Source organism: Patulibacter defluvii, from assembly GCF_034096925.1.
Classification (GTDB): Bacteria; Actinomycetota; Thermoleophilia; order Solirubrobacterales; family Solirubrobacteraceae; genus Patulibacter; species Patulibacter defluvii.
Window position 1 is genome coordinate 316,753 of the sequence record NZ_JAWZSQ010000003.1, and the last position, 16,606, is coordinate 333,358.

At 72.3% G+C, this 16,606-nt stretch carries 12 protein-coding genes, 1 tRNA gene and 1 pseudogene; 7 read left to right on the forward strand and 7 right to left on the reverse strand.

Translation table 11 applies throughout. The features are described 5' to 3' along the window. Positions 1-204: 204 nt before the first annotated feature. Genes SH587_RS24610 through SH587_RS05385 form a run of 4 tightly spaced genes read right to left on the reverse strand, consistent with a single transcriptional unit; the run spans position 205 to position 2,803 of the window. Positions 205-579 (reverse strand): ubiquitination-like system serine protease family protein, encoded by a 375-nt coding sequence (locus SH587_RS24610; protein ID WP_375341732.1) that lies wholly within the window; start codon positions 577-579, stop codon positions 205-207. Next, positions 567-1,949 carry a ThiF family adenylyltransferase gene (locus SH587_RS05375; RefSeq protein WP_320669552.1) on the reverse strand — a complete coding sequence of 461 codons (1,383 nt, stop codon included), beginning with the start codon at positions 1,947-1,949 and terminating at the stop codon, positions 567-569. Before SH587_RS05375 ends, SH587_RS24610 begins: the two co-directional genes overlap by 13 nt. Continuing rightward, positions 1,939-2,337 (reverse strand): E2/UBC family protein, encoded by a 399-nt coding sequence (locus SH587_RS05380; RefSeq protein ID WP_320669553.1) that lies wholly within the window; start codon positions 2,335-2,337, stop codon positions 1,939-1,941. The genes SH587_RS05375 and SH587_RS05380 overlap by 11 nt, the downstream gene beginning before the upstream one ends. After that, positions 2,330-2,803, reverse strand: coding sequence for a hypothetical protein (locus SH587_RS05385; RefSeq protein ID WP_320669554.1), 474 nt, complete (start codon positions 2,801-2,803; stop codon positions 2,330-2,332). The genes SH587_RS05380 and SH587_RS05385 overlap by 8 nt, the downstream gene beginning before the upstream one ends. Before the next feature lie 337 nt (positions 2,804-3,140). Here SH587_RS05385 and SH587_RS05390 point away from each other — a divergent pair, with 337 nt between their 5' ends. Then, positions 3,141-4,475: a helix-turn-helix domain-containing protein gene (locus SH587_RS05390; protein ID WP_320669555.1), complete on the forward strand. Its 1,335-nt coding sequence runs from the start codon at positions 3,141-3,143 to the stop codon at positions 4,473-4,475. 551 nt (positions 4,476-5,026) lie between these two features. Here the strand turns inward: SH587_RS05390 and SH587_RS05395 are convergent. Continuing rightward, a complete protein-coding gene (locus tag SH587_RS05395; protein WP_320669556.1) occupies positions 5,027-6,760 on the reverse strand; it encodes an RNA/DNA-binding domain-containing protein in 1,734 nt (577 codons plus the stop codon). 371 nt (positions 6,761-7,131) lie between these two features. Here SH587_RS05395 and SH587_RS05400 point away from each other — a divergent pair, with 371 nt between their 5' ends. Further along, complete coding sequence (locus SH587_RS05400) at positions 7,132-7,941, forward strand: hypothetical protein (protein WP_320669557.1); 810 nt, start codon at positions 7,132-7,134, stop codon at positions 7,939-7,941. A gap of 100 nt (positions 7,942-8,041) precedes the next feature. On the opposite strand, the gene SH587_RS05405 is transcribed toward SH587_RS05400, so the two are convergent. Further along, positions 8,042-8,114: transfer RNA gene (locus tag SH587_RS05405), tRNA-Ala, on the reverse strand. A gap of 373 nt (positions 8,115-8,487) precedes the next feature. On the opposite strand from SH587_RS05405, the gene SH587_RS05410 reads away from it, so the two are divergent. Together SH587_RS05410 and SH587_RS05415 are read left to right on the forward strand one after the other, a co-directional pair. Further along, a complete protein-coding gene (locus SH587_RS05410; protein ID WP_320669558.1) occupies positions 8,488-10,197 on the forward strand; it encodes a hypothetical protein in 1,710 nt (569 codons plus the stop codon). After that, entirely contained in the window at positions 10,187-11,239 is a 1,053-nt protein-coding gene (locus SH587_RS05415; protein ID WP_320669559.1) for a hypothetical protein, read from the forward strand. Before SH587_RS05410 ends, SH587_RS05415 begins: the two co-directional genes overlap by 11 nt. 18 nt (positions 11,240-11,257) lie before the next feature. On the opposite strand, the gene SH587_RS05420 is transcribed toward SH587_RS05415, so the two are convergent. After that, entirely contained in the window at positions 11,258-13,045 is a 1,788-nt protein-coding gene (locus tag SH587_RS05420) for a thiamine pyrophosphate-binding protein (RefSeq protein ID WP_320669560.1), read from the reverse strand. Between the two features lie 150 nt (positions 13,046-13,195). On the opposite strand from SH587_RS05420, the gene SH587_RS05425 reads away from it, so the two are divergent. The 3 genes and pseudogenes from SH587_RS05425 to SH587_RS05435 form a co-directional block, all read left to right on the forward strand. After that, positions 13,196-14,050, forward strand: a complete 855-nt coding sequence (locus SH587_RS05425; RefSeq protein ID WP_320669561.1) for an alpha/beta fold hydrolase — start codon at positions 13,196-13,198, stop codon at positions 14,048-14,050. Positions 14,051-14,110: 60 nt separating this feature from the next. After that, positions 14,111-15,982: a diguanylate cyclase gene (locus SH587_RS05430; protein ID WP_320669562.1), complete on the forward strand. Its 1,872-nt coding sequence runs from the start codon at positions 14,111-14,113 to the stop codon at positions 15,980-15,982. A gap of 10 nt (positions 15,983-15,992) precedes the next feature. After that, positions 15,993-16,606 (forward strand): annotated as a pseudogene (locus SH587_RS05435) (hypothetical protein); the annotation flags it as partial.

Consider the following 16,606-nt stretch of genomic DNA (forward strand, 5'->3'; position numbering starts at 1 on the left):
GCCTGCCGGGCGTGTCTTGCTACGTGGGTACCGCGGCGGTCCGCAACCGCGACAGGCGCGCGACCGCCGTACGTTCGGCACCAAAGCTGGCCGAAGGCTCGTGAGCGCAGATGTCGAGGGACATGAGTCACGGATGGACGCCTTGTTCTTCCGTAACGTAGGACGTTGAGGCGAGAAGACAGCGCCCCAGAAGGACAGGTCAGCTCAGGTGCGACGATCTTGGTCTCGCTCGCGGGCCCAGCTGACCCGCCCGTTCCGAACCCAGAAGTGGCATCGGCGCTCGTCGGTCACGGAGTCCACCGATGGATGCAGCGTTGCGCGACCGTGCCCGACGTTCACGGTCCAGGCGGGACGTCGGGTTGGGGCGAGGTTGAGCGCGATGTCGTGCCCTGTGCCGCATGGGCAGGCGAAGATGGCCCACTTTGGCCGGTCGGGGCTTCCGACGATGGCGATGGTTCGCCGCTTGAGGTCGGTGGGCAGGTCCGCGCGGCTGTCGCAGTAGGCGACCTGGACGTAGCGCGGCGCCGTCCAACGGCGGCGGCGCCACCAGTCGATGAGCCGCGACGTCACGCGGGCCACGCCCGGACGCCGAGGAAGTCGGGCTGGTCGCCTTGTCCCCAAAGCCGTCGGTCGGCGCAGAAGTGCTGCGAGTCGATCGGCCGCGATCGGGTGGCCATCTTGCGATCGGCGACCCGGACCACCATCCCGGGTGCCGGGCGCTCGTCCCCGAAGCCGAAGAGGCGCTCGATGAGATCCGCGATACCCCAGGCGGCGATCATCGTCGTGTAGGCGATCACGGACGGATCGGGCTCGCCGAGCCCGACGGCGTAGCCCTCGCCCGCGAGGCGCTCGCGTTCGCGATCGGTGTAGCTCTCTTCCCTGATCCGGTCCAGGTCGATGTCGCGACTGCAGACCAGGCATGGCCCGCCAGGGGCAACGTAGGTAAATCGGCCAGAGATGCTGCGGATCTGCCCGGACGGCGCGTCGATCGCGATGCCGAGGTCGATGACCGGGATGAGGTAGTGGATCGCGAGCCGGCAGAGGTTGAGCCGACCGGTGTGGTCGTCGGTGCAGCCGAAGACGATGTCACGGTCGCGCAACAGCTCGAGCGCCTCGCGGCGATCGATGCGGCCCTCGTGGCCGCGCACCTTGGTTCCGAGGCCGATGCGAGTCGCGTTGGCTTCGGCGACTTGGACCTTGGGCTTCCCGTCGTCTGCGAGGGAGGAGCCGTAGACCCGGCTGACGTTCGTCGGGCTGATGGTGTCGTCGTCGATCACGACGATGTCGCCGACGCCGATCCGGACGAGCTGCTCGACGACTGATGATCCGGTGCCGCCCGCGCCGACGGCGCCGACTCGGAGGTCCGCAAGGATCCGCTGGCCGTCCTTGCCGAACGCTCGGACCTGCCGCTCGTGCACCGCGCTCTGGGCCGCCGCGCTTGCGCTGTCGAACGCGGCCAGGATCTGGATTCGATCGCCCACGATGCGCGCATGCGAGATCGGGACGGGGTCCGCGCCGTCGGAGAGGACGTGGCCGGTGAACGCCGGCCGTCCGGCGGCTCGTCCGAGAACGAACGAGGCGTATCGCGGCACCGCCGCGCGGGACCGGAACGAGCCGGCGATGGCCTGATCGACGCGGTCGTCGTGGATCGACGGCGTCGGTTCCCCTCCGGGGTGGGTGTGGAAGAAGATCGGGTGCAGGCCGTCGTTGAGGGCGGCCTTCAGCGCCGGCATCCAGCCCGACGACGCGATCTCGAGGTGCTTGGCCTCCCGCGACAGGTAGCTGCCGTCGGGGACCCATTCGATGCGGTTGACGGTGAACGTCAGCCGGTTGTCCGTGTCGGCGACGCCGGCCAGGAGGATCCCGGCGGACTCGACCTCGCGATCGAGGGCGTCCGTGATCTCGTCCCATACCGTGGCGGGGAACGCGATCGTCGTGTCACGCGGCACGAGCGGCGACCTCCCGCGTCAAGACGGCACGGATGAGGGTCAGGAACGACCGCAGGTTGTCCACGCCGGGTCGCCACGGCGACGTGGTGAAGTGCCGGGACCAACGCTGCCAGTCGCGCTGCACGATGGGCTCTCGCTGCTCGGTTGCTGGGGGCTGGCCGCCGTCGGCGTAGCTGACGAACGGCAGCATCCAGAACATGTCGGGGCCGATCTCGGGGAACTGCGGATGCAGGCGCAGCAGGAGGTCGGTCGTCGCCGGCGCGTACCCCTGGGGCAGGGGATAGTCCTTGATGACCAGGACGATCATCTGGTTCTCGAGGTGCGTCTCGTAGGCGAGGCTGCTCTCCCGGAGGAACGCGACCTCGCTGTCGGGCAGGAGATCAGACATGCCCGGGGGTGATCGTCGCCGGGGTCGAGTAGAAGTCCAGCCCGTCCTCGATCCGGATCTGGTCGGTGTCGGCGATCAGGCGGTCGTCGACGTCCCGGTCCTCCTCCAAGTAGAGATCGACGTCGGGCCCAAGCGGAGGCTGGGGGAGTTGTCGGATCTCGGCCCCCGTCAAAGGGGAGCGCTCGAGGTCGTAGCGCTTGCGGTCGATGCGAATCATCCACGGTCCCGTCCGGGGCTTCGAGTAGAAGTGCATCCCGTCCTTGAGCCGGATCTGGGCGTCGTCGGCGACGAGGCTGTCCTCGGTGTCGCCGTGCTCTTCGAGGAAGAGGTCGGGCTCCGGGCCGAGGGGCGGCTTCGGCAGTCGGCGCAGCTCGGCACCGCTGAGCGAGTGGTGGTCGATCGAGTAGGGCTTGCGGTCGAGGTGGATCGTTAGGAGCTTCGGCGGCTTGCCGGAGATGGTGGTCATGCGAAACTTCTTCCTGCCGGGATGCACCCCGGCGACTTGGGTGTTCTGAACGAGGAACTGCCTGAACTGGTGGCCGGCTGCCGTTGGCGCGGCAGCCGGCCACTCCCTAGCTAGCGCTTCTTCCCGCCCTTCGGGGCGCGCTGAGACAGCGCGCTGGCCGCGGCGGTCTTCGACGCCTTGCTGGTGCGGCCGTCCCGGAGCACCTTGCTCGCGGCCTTGGCTGCCTTGGGGGAGGTCTTTCGCGAGCCCGCCATGCGGGCCTCCTTCATGGTTCCGGGCCCCGGCGGGGCCTTCCACCGGAAGCTAAGCGCTGTCCGCGCCAGATGTCAAGCAGTCGATGACGCTCGTGAAGCATCATCATCTGATTGATCTTTATCGTCGCGCCTGGCAGACTGGTCGGGTGAGCGAGAAAGAGCAGCCGCAAGCCACGCTCGGCGCAGAACTGCGGTCGATCCGGGAGACGAAGGGCGTCAGCCTTCGGGCCATGGAACGTGCCTCCGGGATCAACAGCGGCTATCTGTCGCAGTTGGAGCGCGGCGAGATCGCGAATCCGACACCGTCCGTCTTGCAGAAGGTCGCGAAGGCGTACGACCAGCCCATGGGCTTGCTCATGAGATGGGCGGGCTACGTCGAGGACGGGTTGTCGCCGAATGCCCAGCGAGCTCTGAGCGTGCTTGGGGACGATCTCAGCAGCGACGAGGTCCAGGCGCTCAAGGCTGTGCTCGACGTCCTTAGAAGCAAGGGCTCCGCCTCGTTTAGTCCCCTCCAGCACCGAACAGATCTCGTGCTCGACATGGACGATCACCGCACGGTACGAGGGGCCGCCCTAGGAGTCCTGCGGGAGCTTGACGCTCTAGATACCCCTGTAGCCGTCGATCTCGACGCCGCAACGCTTGTGGCGAAGCTCGTGTCGGTTGGCGCCATCGAGTTGGACACGCACGACAAGCGCAAGCTTCGTGAGCGGTTCGGCGATCTTGCCGATCGCGCGCTGTCGGCGCTTCAGGGCGTGGTGCATCTGGACCGCAACGAAGTCTTCCTCAACCCGACTTTGCACGCCTCCCGTCGTAGATTCGTGCTCGGTCACGAGATCGGGCATGCGGTGCTCGAGGATCACCGCATTACGTTTGCTCACTTGGATGACTTGACTCGCTTGGCCCCTGATTTCCACGACCGCCTAGAGCGCCAAGCCAACCAGTTCTCGATAGAGCTTCTTGCGAAGGGCGATCTGCTCAGAGATGATTTCGATAGTTCAAGCCCCTCGGTCAAGCGCTTCGAGGAGCTAGCCGACCGATACGGGATCTCTCTCCAAGCAGCCGCACGCAGGCTGGCGGAAGAGAGTCGCCATCCATGCGCGATGGCAGTGGCGTACCGAGGCCAAGAGGGGGCCGGATCGCTCTTGGTGGACCGGCACAAGATCTGGTCTTCGAAGGCTTTCGAGGAGCGGCTGCGATGGAACGCGCTTGGTAGACCTCAGGCCGCGATTGAAGAGCGATTGAGGTCCGCGGCGCTTGGTGTCGAACTCGAGGCACTCGAGGCCGAAGATGCAGACGGGCGACGCATAACGATCGAACTCGAAGGCAAGAACTCGCCCTTCGCAACCTTCGTCCTAATGAGGTGCCCGCCGGCCCCGAAGCCGACTATCCGCCGACTTCGGCGGCGCGTCAACTCGTAGGCGTTCTGGGCCTGGCACGCCATGGGCCTGCTGGAGCGCGACCGCCTGCTCGTCTGGGAAACTGCTCGGCACGTAGTGCGGCTGGCTACTAGGCGCCCGGGTCTTGGCTTCTTTGGCCGTGGCGTGAATCCGTGCCGAAGGTCGCGAATTGCGTTCGTTCCGGAAGGGCCGGCTATCGGGCGCGCTTAGTGAGGAACACGGGCCTCAAGAGTGCTGGCGGGAATCCGGACCCATCCCGACCAATCCGGGCCACTCCGCCCCGATAACGGCACTAGTGGCTCGCCCCGGCCCCAGAGTGGCCCCCACGCGGCGCCCCCTCAGAACACAGAAAGGCCCGCTTTCGCGGGCCTTTCGTCCTTATGGAGCTAGCCGGGCTCGAACCGGCGACCTCCTGGGTGCGATGCGGGATGTCGGCTAGGGAGGCAGCGGCGGTTTGCAGGGATTTCTCTGCGCGAACGCGAGGTACGAAGGCCGGAGATGCGCGCGGATAGCCAGCGGGTTCAGATGATTCAGGCACTCGCGGCCGCGAGTGCCTGGCGCGACGCCAGGGCCTACCGCCCGCGAAGTTCGTAGGTCGTGCGGAGGCCACGCCCACCTGCCTGGATCTGCACCTCGTCCCGGTTACGGAGCTTGCCGAGCGCGTAACGCACCTGACGGGCGGTCAACCCCGTAGCGGCCACGAGCCCGTTCACGTCAGTAGCTCCCTCCTCGAGCACTGCGCGAATCCGGGCTTCGTTCGAAGAGCCGGGGGGTGGGGGGACGGCCACTGTTTCGTCATCGATCCAGAGGGTCGGCTGGGGGACCACGACCTTGGCCTCGGTCCCGGCGAACCGGTAGGTGCGCGAGCCGCGTTCACCGTCTCCGACGGCGAAGCCCCTGGCGACGAGTTCGCTGAGAGCGGCATGCGCGCGCCGGGAATCCATCGGGAACAACTTCCGGAAGCTGCGGTTCGTGAGCGCGGTGCCGCCGCGGAGGGCAACGAGCGCGTGCCGTTGTGCGTCGCTGAGGCCGTCGATGCTGGATCCCAGCGACCGGAGCCATTCGAGGTCCGCGGCGCTGAGCAGCGCGTGGTTGGGGACGAGAACGGTGAAGCGGATTCCCTGGTCTTGGAAGACCGGAGGGGTCATGTTCGCGTGCTTCAGGGCGCGCAATACGGTGGGGATGCCGGAGGCGAGGGCCTCGGAGACGCGTCGTCCGCCGTCGAAGCGGACGTTCTGGCAGATCCGGATCAGCGTGCCGTTCCGGGCGCTGGTGGTGCCGTCGAGCCCGAGTCGGTCGACGGTGATGCCGAACAGTCCACCGGGGTTCGTCAGGACGAGTTTCGTCGTCTCCAGGTGGAGGCTGATCGGTAGCCCGAGTGCGTGCTCGCCCAGGTCGCGGTGGACGAGTGCGTTGGAGAGCAACTCGCGAATCGCCTCGGCGGGGTACTCGGGCGCGTCGCGGCCGTGGCCATCGTCGCCGAAGACGACCCGGGACCGGGTGTTGCGACGAACCCACGCCATCGCGTCGCTGAGCATGGTCGGGATCGGGCCGTCGAAGCGGCGAGCGTCCGTGGCTCGGGTGCCCGGCGGATCCTCGGGGCCCGGCCGAACGTGAGCCTGGATGACGAGGTTCGGGAAGAACTGCTGGGGATAGAGGCCAAGGGCAAGGAGCCCCGCGACCGAAGGACGGTGAGGGTCGCCGGCCAGCACGCCGGTGCGGAAGAGCGTTTCCTCCCGGTCGAACCTCCGCAGCGCGGTCGAGGACTCATGGCAGGCGGCGACGTAGGCGTCGACGAGTTCCGGATCGAGGTCGTCGATTGTCGCTTCCGGGACGACGGCGGCATCGAAGCGTGGGACGGTGCGCGACACGAGGAACGCCTGCTCCTCGTTCTCCGACAGGGCGAAATCGCCATCGTGCTGGCGGAGATACGCCTTGCCTTCTGCCTTCACGCGAATGGGCTTGGCGGTCGCGTGCGCTTCCTGGATCTCGGCGACCACGACATCGTGTCCATCGACGGTCTCGATCTGTGACGTGGCCGTGACCGGCGGGTCCAGCGCGTCGCGGCACGTGGTGGCGAGGGCCTTTCGGCAGCCCTTCGCGTCCCAGACGCCGACCGGTGCGAAACCCGAGGCTTCGTCGATCCCGAAGACGACTGTTCCGCCGCCGGGCGTGTTGGCGAAGGCCGAGAGCGTCCGCGCGATGTCGTCAGGCCATCCTCCGGAAGCACGCTTCGCCTCGATTGCGGCTGAGTCGTCGCCGTCGGCGCGGAGCACCGCAAGAAGATCATCGAGCGAAGGGCGCACGAGCCAAATGTACAAATGGACGACGAGTGCGTGTCAATTTGTACATTTGGTGCCTGCGCTCCTGGGGGGATCGGTGCGTGCGCCGCGCTGGCTGGCGTCGCTTCGGCGATGGTCGACGGAGTCACTTCCGTCTCTTGTCCGATCGGATTGTGTGTACGCTGGCCCGCCACGGATGTGCGATGCACGCAGACGCTTGATCAGGGAGCCACATGACAGGACTGATTTGGTACGAGAGCAATAGTGGCCCAAGGGCCCGGGCGGAAGTTGCGCCAGACCTCACCTCCGCCGCTCGAGCAGTAGCTCGATGGGTCTATGACCCTGATGATCCCCGAGAAGCCAGGCGCGCGATCGCGAAGCTCGACCGTGCTGGGGTGGCCGCTGCCATCCGCCACGCAATGTCAGATCACCCGCTTCTTCTATCCCCCAAGGCGCGTCAGCGTGTCTTGGAGTTGCCCGACGCCGCGGACGGTCGACTCGTCCCGATCGCGCGCGATCGCATCCGGGAGCTGTACCCCGAGATCGAACGGCAAAAAAGGCGCGCTGAGCAGCCCTTCTGTGATCGCGACCACCCAGCCGTGCGCTTGATCCTCGACGGCTATTACCCCGGTAGCGGGGGCGGTCGACCTCGCGTGCCGAGGGTCTACCCGGTCTTGCTCGACAAGATCGAACGCGGCCTGCTGGACGTAGCGTTGTCCGCAGACTCGAAAGAGCACCCGGATCTCAAGCAGCTCGGCGACGACGCGATGGACTGCTATTCGCTGTGCTCGGATGTCAATCAGACATGTGGCGTGGTACGTGAACGAGGACGCGAGTTGAGTGCTGAGCTGCGGCGAGTCTCCATGAATGACACGAGCCGGCTGAGGGCGTCACAAGCCGAGGTGCTCGATGACGTGCTCGACGCAGGGGAGCTGCCATACGCAAACAGTCAGATCCTGCCGGTCGGGCCATATGGGATGAGTCCGAAGTGGGGACTCGATCCGCTCGTGCTGCAGTTTGCCAAGGACAATCAGTCTTTGTACGAAGAGATCGACCGCTACGGACAAACCGCCATGGGATGGGCGAGGCGCATCGCGCGACGTGCGCGGGCTCTTCCCCTCGCGCTGCGACCGCGCGGCGTCTCGGCCGAACCCCGTCACGAAGACTCGGATCTCCCGCCGGGCGAGGCGGATCGCGTGCGCTGAGACCCGCTGCCCCGGGCCTGAGAACGTCCACCGGCACCAGCACCCGAGATCCGCCCCCAGAACGACGGAACCCCCGCTCTCGCAGGGGTTCCGTGTCCTATGGAGCTAGCCGGGCTCGAACCGGCGACCTCCTGGGTGCGATCCAGGCGCTCTCCCAGCTGAGCTATAGCCCCGAAGGGACTCAGAAGGATAGCTGGCTCGGTCGCCGCGGTGTCGTGCGATCGGGGGCGGCGGGGCGTTGGGGGCAAAGTTAGGGGCTGGTCCCGGAGGCTCGGGGCGGATACTGCACGTGGGGGTCGGGGTGGCCCCTCGGGGCTGGGGTCGGCCTCGCGGGCAGGGCAGGTTCGAGGGGGCCGGATGACATCGCTCGGGGTGGACCGGGAACCGTTCGTTGGTCGGGCGGCGGCGGAGGGGTGGCTCCGTCGCCTCCTCGATCCCGCTGGCCCGCACAGGGTCGGCATCCTCCACGGCCCGCCGGGCAGTGGGAAGACCGTCTTCGGCCGTCACGCTCGACGGGTCGCCGCCGCGGCCGACCGGCCGCTGGTCGTGATCGACGGGCTGCGCACCCTCGCCGAGGCCGCCGCGCGGCTGCGGCGGGCGACGACGGCACCGGCACCCGCGCCCGACACCACCATCCTGCTGCTCAGCCGCTGGGCTCCCGAGACCGGCTGGCTGCCCGACGACTGGTCCCACGCCATCACCGAGCACGAGCTCGACGAGCTGCCTCCCGACGAGGCCGACCGTCTGCTCACCGCCCTCGGGGTCGAGGACGCCGGCGCCCGCACCCGCATCTCCTCCTGGGCCGGCGGCTGGCCGCTCGCCCTCGTCCTCGGCGCCGAGGACGCCCCCGCCGCCACCACCGACACCAGCTGGCTCGCTCCCGCCGCCGAGGAGCGCCGCAACCGCCGCCTGCTCCGCCGGCTCGTCCCCGCCGCGCTGCCCCTCACCCACCACGAAGCCCTGCACGTGGCCGCGATCGCCCGCACCGTCGACCCCGCCCTGCTCGGCGCCGTCCTCGGCATCGACGGTCACGCCGGCTTCGGCTGGCTCGCCGAATCGGGCCTCGCCCGCGCCACCCGCGGCGGCCTGCGCCTCTACGCCCTCCCGCGCCGCGCCCTCGCCTTCGAGCTCGCTCGCAGCGAGCCCGCCACCGAGCTGCGCCTGCGCCGCGCTATCGTCGAGCACCTCTACGAGCAGGCCCGCGACGGCCGCACCTCGCTCTGCGTCGAGCTCGGCCGGCTCAGCCGCAACGAGGCCCTGCGCGTCGGCTTCGAGTGGCTCGACGACCCCCGCTACCGCTTCCGTCCCGCCCGCGCCGCCGACGCCGAGATCCTCGGCGCCGCCATGGCCACCGCCGGTCGCGGCCGCTGGTGGGACCAGGCCCGCCGCTTCGTGCTCGAGGCTCCGGAGCGCGTCACCGTGGTCTCCGACGCCGAGCACGGGCCCTTCGGCTACTGCATCGCCGTCACGCCCGAGAACGCCCCCACCCTCGCCCTCGACGACCCCGTCCTCGGCCCCCGGATCGACCACGCCCGCCGCGTCCTCGGCACCCGCAACGCCGTCGTCTGGCGCGAGGCCGCCGACTCCAGCCGCGTCACCGGCCACCCGCTGCCCTTCCTCTCCAGCGCCCTCCACGTCGCCAGCGTGCTCCGCTGCGGCCTGCCCAACCCGCGCTTCGCCTACCTCTCCGTCCGCGCCGGCAGCCACCGCTGGGCCGCCTTCCTCGCCGCCACCGCCGCCGAGCACCTGGCCGAGCTCGACGTCAGCCACGCCGGCGAGCAGCTCGAATGCCACCTGGTCGACTTCGGCCCCCGCGGCCTGCTCGGCGCCCAGCGCGACGTGATCCTCTACGAGCTCGGCGCCGCCCCGCCGCCGTTCGGCGTCCGCGCCGGCCGCGGCCGTCCCGCCGCCGAGCCCGACGGGGTCGAGGAGCACGTCCGCGCCGCCCTCCGCACCTTCCACCGTCCCGACCGGCTGGCCGACAACCCGCTCGCCGTCGGCAGCACCGTCGAGGACCGCGTCGCCTCGGTCCGCGTGCTGCTCGAGGACGGCCTCGCCAGCGCCTTCGGCGACGCCCCCGCCGAGCAGCGCCTGGAGCAGGTCCTGCGCCGCTCCTACCTCGACCCGACCGGCAACCACGAACGCGTCGCCCTGGAGCTCCACATGAGTCGCACCAGCTACTTCCGCTGCCTGCGGCAGGCCACCGCCCGCCTCGCCGCCCACGTCGAGCAGGGACTCCAGGGCGATGTCCGCTGAGGCCCGCGCCCGCCTGGCCGCCCTCGCCGTCGCCGTCCCGCGGACCGTCCTCGGCAACGACCAGCTGGCCGTCGAGCCGGTCGTCGCGCGCGGCCTGGAGACCGCCTTCGCCTCGGCCGACGGCGCCCGCTCCGACGACGAGCGGATCTTCCAGGAAGAGCGCGCCCGCTACGGCGACGACCCCTTCGCCGGCACCGTCCGCCGCCACCGGCTGGCCGACGACCAGCCCGCCTCGGCCCTCGCCCTCGCCGCCGCCCGCGAGGCCCTGGCCCTCGCCGGCCGCGACGCCGCCGAGGTCGACCTGCTGCTGACCGTCGCCGTCCCCGCCGACCGGGTCTTCCCCGGCGACGCCGCCGCGCTCTCGCACGCGCTCGGGATCGACGGCGCCGCCTGGACCGTCGAGGCCTGGAACGCCGGCGCGCTCAGCGCCTGGATGACCGCCGACGCGCTGATCGCCGCCGGCCGCGTCCGCCGGGCCCTGATCGCGATCAGCTGCGCCAACACCCGGATCGCCGAGCCCGGCGACAGCTTCGGGCGCTTCCTCGGCGACGCCGGCGCCGCGCTGCTGCTCGACGCCGACGCCGACGAGGGCGCCACCCTGACCGCCGGCGCGATGCGGGCCAACCACGTCGCCCGCGACGCCTTCGCCGTCGCCCTCAGCGTCGATCCGCCCGGGATCCGCGTCCGCGCCCGGCCCGAGACCGGGGCCGAGCTGGTCGGCTCGAACTTCGCCAGCCTCCGCGCCGCCCTCTCCGGCCTGACCGCCGACCCCGACCTGGTCGTCGCCTACGCCCCGACCGCCTGGCTGGCCGCCGCCGCGGCGCGGATCTACGGCTGGCCGGCCGAGCGCGTGATCGACGTCCACCCCGAGTACGCCAACGTCGGCCCGGTGCTGCCGCTCGCCGGGCTCCACGCCGCCGCCACCGCCGGCCGCCTGACCCCCGGCGACGCGGTCCTGGCCTACGCCCTCGGGCCGGCCTCCGGGGTGGCGGCGATCCAGCTCGAGTGGGGGACCACCCCCGTCGGCCGGGTCGTGGTCTGACCCGGCCGACGGCTGGTCCTACGCCTCGGCCCCCTGCAGCCGCAGGGTCACGATCCGGCTGCCCATCGGCACCGTCACCCGCGGGTCGATCCGGACGTCGACCACCACCGGCCCGCCCTCGCCGAGCGCCCGCGTCAGCGCGTCGTCGAGCTGGTCCTCGCGCGTGACCCGGATCCCGCGCACGCCGAGCGCCTGGGCCATCCCCGCCACGTCGACCCGCGGGAACGACGTCTCCGAGCCGTCGAAGTCGCGCGCCAGGCCCTGGCCGCGCATCCCCTGCTCGACCATCCCGTAGCGGGCGTCGTTGAGCACCACCCAGATCGCCGCCAGGTCGTGCTGGGCGGCGGTGTTCAGCTCGTTGAGCATCTGCATCGCGCCGTCGCCGACCAGCGCCGCCGCCGGCCCGCCGCGGGCGTGCGCGACGCCCAGCACCCCGGTCGTCCCGTGACCCATCGACGCCCACGCCGTGCTCGGCCGCAGCCGCCCCGGCGCCGCCGCCCGCAGGTGGTGGATCCCCCACGGCAGCGCGCTGCCGCCGTCGGTCAGCAGCGGCACCCCGCGGTCGACCAGCCGCCGCTGGACCGCCGTCAGCAGCACCGGCGGCCGTACCGCCCCGGCCCCCCGCCGCGCCGGCACAGGAGCCGGCCACGGGTCGACCGGCAGCGGGCGCGGGCGGGGCGGCGGCGGCTCGCGCTCCAGCTCGTCGAGCAGCGCCCGCAGCACCAGCCGCACGTCGCCGACCACCGGGGTCGTCGGCGCGTCCGGATAGGCGATCCCGATCGCGTCCGGGTCGAGGTCGACCTGCACGAACCCGCCCGCCGGCACCAGCCCCGGATCCCAGCCGGACGAGCCCTCGCTCAGCCGCGTCCCCAGCACCAGCGCGAATGCCGGTGCCGTCCGCGCCAGCGTCTCCCGCACCTGCGGATGGCCGCCGAGGCCGGTCACGCCCGCGCAGCGCGGGTCGCGCTCGTCGACGATCCCCTTCCCGCGCGGGGTGGTGATCGCCAGCGCCCCCGTCGCGTCGAGCAGCCGCCGGACCTCGGCCGCCGCGCCGCGGGCGCCGAAACCGGCCCAGACCACGAACGGCTCGCGCCGGATCCGCGCCGCCAGCGAGGCGATCGCCATCGGGTCGGGACCGGGCGCCGCGCGCTCCGGGACGGTCGCCGAAGGCCACGTCGCCCCCTCGGCGACCGGCGCGGCCTGGAGCGCGGTGGCCAGGCAGACGTGGGCCACGAAGCCCTGCGGCCGCGCCAGTCCGTGGGCCAGGCGGCGGGCGACCAGCGGCAGCTCGTCCTCGTCCTCGACCACCGCCACGTAGTCGAAGATCGCGCCGGCCTCCAGCAGCCCGGTCGCCCCCAGCCGCTGGCTGCTCGTCTCCTGGAGCGCGCCGCGGCCGCGCTGGGGCGACGCCGTCGCGGCCGACAGCAGGATCACCCGCGCGCCCTCCCAGCGGGCGGCGACCAGGCCGGTGATCGCGTTCGTCAGACCCGGCCCGGTGGTGGTGAAGACGACCGCCGGGGCGCCGTCGGTCAGCGACCGCTCGAGCGCCGCGAACGCGCCGCCGGCCTCGTGGCGGACGTGCAGGACGTCGATCGGGCTCCGTTCGAGCGCCGCCCACTGGGGGCCGATCCCGCCCCCGGAGACGCCGAACGCGGCCCGTACGCCGAGCTGGTGGAGGAGCTTGGCGACGGCGTCGCCGACGGTTGCGACGGGTGCTTCGGGACGCTCGATCTCGGGGACGGCGATGGGGCTGTCGGCGGGCTCTTCCTCGATCGTGGCGGCTGGTGCGGGACGGGTGGTCGTCATCGGGTCCTCCCTCGGGACTGGTAGGCGCGCACCACCGTGTCGAAGCTGGTCGCCAGCGACCAGTGCCGCGAGGGTGCCGGATCGGTTCCACCCCTGTGCCACGACACGGCCCCGGCCGGGGGCGGTCGCGGCCGGTACGCTCGCCCGGCCATGGACGACGGCTTCACCCCGATCACCGGTCCCGACGGGCGCACCCACGTGGTCGCGGACGACGGCGAGGGCCCGCTCGTCGTCCTGCTGCACGGCTTCCCCGACACCCCGCACGGCTGGGACCCGACCGCCCGTGCGCTGGTCGCCGCCGGCTTCCGGGCCGTCCGCCCGTGGCTGCGCGGGTACCACCCGGCGACCACCGTCCCCGGCCGCCCCTACGACGCGCTGACGATCGCCGAGGACCCGCTCTCGCTGCTCGACGCGCTCGGCGAGCGGCAGGCGATCGTCGTCGGCCACGACTGGGGCTCGGTGATCGCCTACGGCGTCGCGACGCTGGCGCCCGAGCGGATCCGGGCGATCGTGCCGGTCGGCCTGCCACACCCGACGCTGCTGCCGCAGAACCTGGCGACGCTCTGGGCGGCCCGCCACTTCATGGTCCACAAGCTGCCGTTCGCCGAGGCCCTGGCCCGCCGCAACGACTTCGCCTACATCGACCGGCTCTACCGCCGCTGGTCGCCGAGCTGGAGCGGTCGCGCGCGCGAGGCCTGCGTCGACCGGGTCCGCGCCTGCTTCGCCGACCCGCGCTCGCTGCACGAGGCGCTGAACTACTACCGGGCGCTCTCGACCAAGGTCGAGCCGCGGCTGGCGACCCCGCCCGCCGTGCCGGGCCTGGTGGTCGGCGGCGGCGGCGAGCACGTGCTGGAGGGGACCTTCGACCAGACCGCCGAGCGGCTGGGGGAGGGCTCGTCGGCGCTGGTCGTCCCGGGCGCCGGCCACTGGCCCCACCGCGAGGGCGAGGAGCGCTTCCTCGCCGCCCTGGTCCCCTTCCTCCAGGGTCTGCCGCCGGCCGCGTGACCGTCGATCCGGCCACGTCCGGACCGTGACGTACGACCGCACGGCTAGGCTCCGGCCTTTGTGAGCTTCCGGGCCCGGCTCAACCTCTTCTTCCTGCTGCTCGTCGTCGTGCCGCTGATCGCGGTCGGCGTCGTGCTGCTGCGCACGATCGACGGCGCCGCCCGCGGCAAGGTCGAGTCGGCGCTGGCCTCCGAGGCCCGCGCGGTCTCGAGCCTGGCGCGCGAGGAGCAGGAGCAGGCCGACGGCGTCTCGGCCCAGCTGGCCCGCGACCGCGAGCTGGCGGCGGCGCTGGAGAAGGGCGACGTCGCGGCGGTCCGCGCGCGGGCGGCGAAGCTGCTCTCGCCGACCACCGACGCGCGCCGGATCCGGCTGACGCTGCGGCGCGGCGAGGGCGTGGTCGACGTCGGCAGCCGGACCGCGATCCTGCCCGCCCAGCACACGCTGATCAGCCCCGACGACCGCCAGCCGCTGGCCGACCTGGAGACCTCGGTCGCCGGGCCGAAGGCGTTCGTGCGGCGGCTGACCCGGCTGACCGGCCGCCAGGTCCAGCTGCGCGAGGCCCGCGACGGCCGGGTCGTGGCCGGCGCCACCGTCGCGACCGGGGTGATCCCCGGCCCGGGCGAGGTCGGCGCGACCGGCGAGGGCGGCTTCACCGCCGTCACCATCCGCCAGCGCGGCTTCGGCGGCCAGGCCCAGGACGTCGTGCTGCTCGCCTCGGGGGCCCAGGCGAAGGCCTCGCGCGCGGACCGGCTGGCGCTGGTCGGCACGCTGATCCTCTTCCTGACGCTGGCCGCGGCCGGCGCGCTGGCCGTCTCCCGTTCGCTCCAGCGCCAGGTCGGCGAGCTGCTGGCCGGCGCCCAGCGGCTCGGCCGCGGCGAGTTCGACCAGGAGATCGCCGCCACCGGCGACGACGAGCTGGCGCAGCTGGCCGAGGCCTTCAACGCGATGAGCCGCCAGCTGCGGCGGCGGCTCGACGAGCTGCACGCCGAGCGCGGCCGGCTGCGGGCGGCGATCCGCCGGATCGGCGAGACGTTCGCCGCCAACCTCGACCGCGAGGGGCTGCTGGAGATCGTCGCCCAGGCCGCCGCCGACGGCGTACGGGCCGAGGTCGGCCGGGCGCGGCTGACCGTCGAGGGGCGCGACGAGGTCGCCCTGACCGGCGAGCTGGACGGCCTGGAGACGGTCCTCGACGCGGCCGAGGCGCGGGTCCTGGGCGGCAACGACGGGCTCGTCTCGGACGGCGACCTGCACGCGCTGGCGGTCGTGATGGGGACCGAGGGCGGGCTCCACGGCGTGGTCGCGGTCGCCCGCCGCGAGGTGCCCTTCACCGCCGCCGACGCCGAGATGGTCGCCTACCTCTCGGGCCAGGCCGCCGTCTCGCTGGAGAACGTCGGCCGCCACGAGGAGGCCGAGCGCGAGGCCCACACCGACGCCCTCACCGGGCTGGCCAACCGCCGCCGCTTCGACGAGCTGCTGGCGGCCGCGGTCGATCGCGCGCACCGCGACGGCCGGCCGGTCTCGCTGCTGGTGCTCGACCTCGACCGCTTCAAGGAGATCAACGACCAGCACGGCCACCAGACCGGCGACCAGGTCCTGCGCGAGGTCGCCTGGACGCTGCGCTCCGGGGTCCGCGGGATCGACGCCCCGGCCCGGCTCGGCGGCGAGGAGTTCGGCGTGATCCTGCCCGCGACCGACGCCGCCGGGGCGATCACGCTCGCCGAGCGGCTGCGGATCGGGGTCGAGCAGATCCGGATCACGACCGCTGCCGGACGCGAGCTGCGGGTGACCACCTCGGTCGGGATCGGGACGGTCCCGGGAGCCGCCGCGGAGAGCGGCGAACTGGTCGCGCTGGCCGACGGCGCGCTCTACCGGGCCAAGCGCGAGGGACGCAATCGTACGATCACGGCTGACGCCAGCCGCGAGCAGGGGTAGGGTTAGAGCGATGGGCGTGCTGGACGACGCGATCCGCGAGCACCTGGAGCTGAAGCGCCGCCACGGGGCCGACCCGGTGGTGGTCGCACGGCTCGAGCGTGAGGCCCTCGGCCCGGTCACCGCGGCCGAGCTCGAGATCGCAGACGACGACGAGCAATGGGCGGACGAGCCGGGTCTCGGATCGGCGCCGTACGACGACGCCGATCCCCACGCGACGGCGTTGATGGAGCAGCCCCCGACCGAGGCCTACCAGGCCCCGCCGGAGGCGGCCGCTCCGCCGCCCGCGCCCGCGGCGCCCGCTCCGGCGCCCCCGGTCTTCCACCCGCCGGCCGCCCAGGCGCCGCCGCCCCCGCCGCCCGCCGCGGCGCCGCCGGCGGCCGCTCCGCCGGCCGCTCCGGCCTACGACGCGACGGTCCCGCCGCCTCCGCCGCCGGCCGAGGTCCGCACCTCCGCGGCCCGCTTCCGGGACGAGGACGAGCTGGACGAGGAGTTCGAGTTCACCGGCGAGCTGGACGAGCCCGTGACCGGGCAGCGTCCGCCCGCGCCGCCGGCCCCGCCGGCCGCCCAGGCGCCGCCGCCCCCGCCGCCCGCCGCGCCGCCGGCGGCTCCGCCGGCTGCACCGCC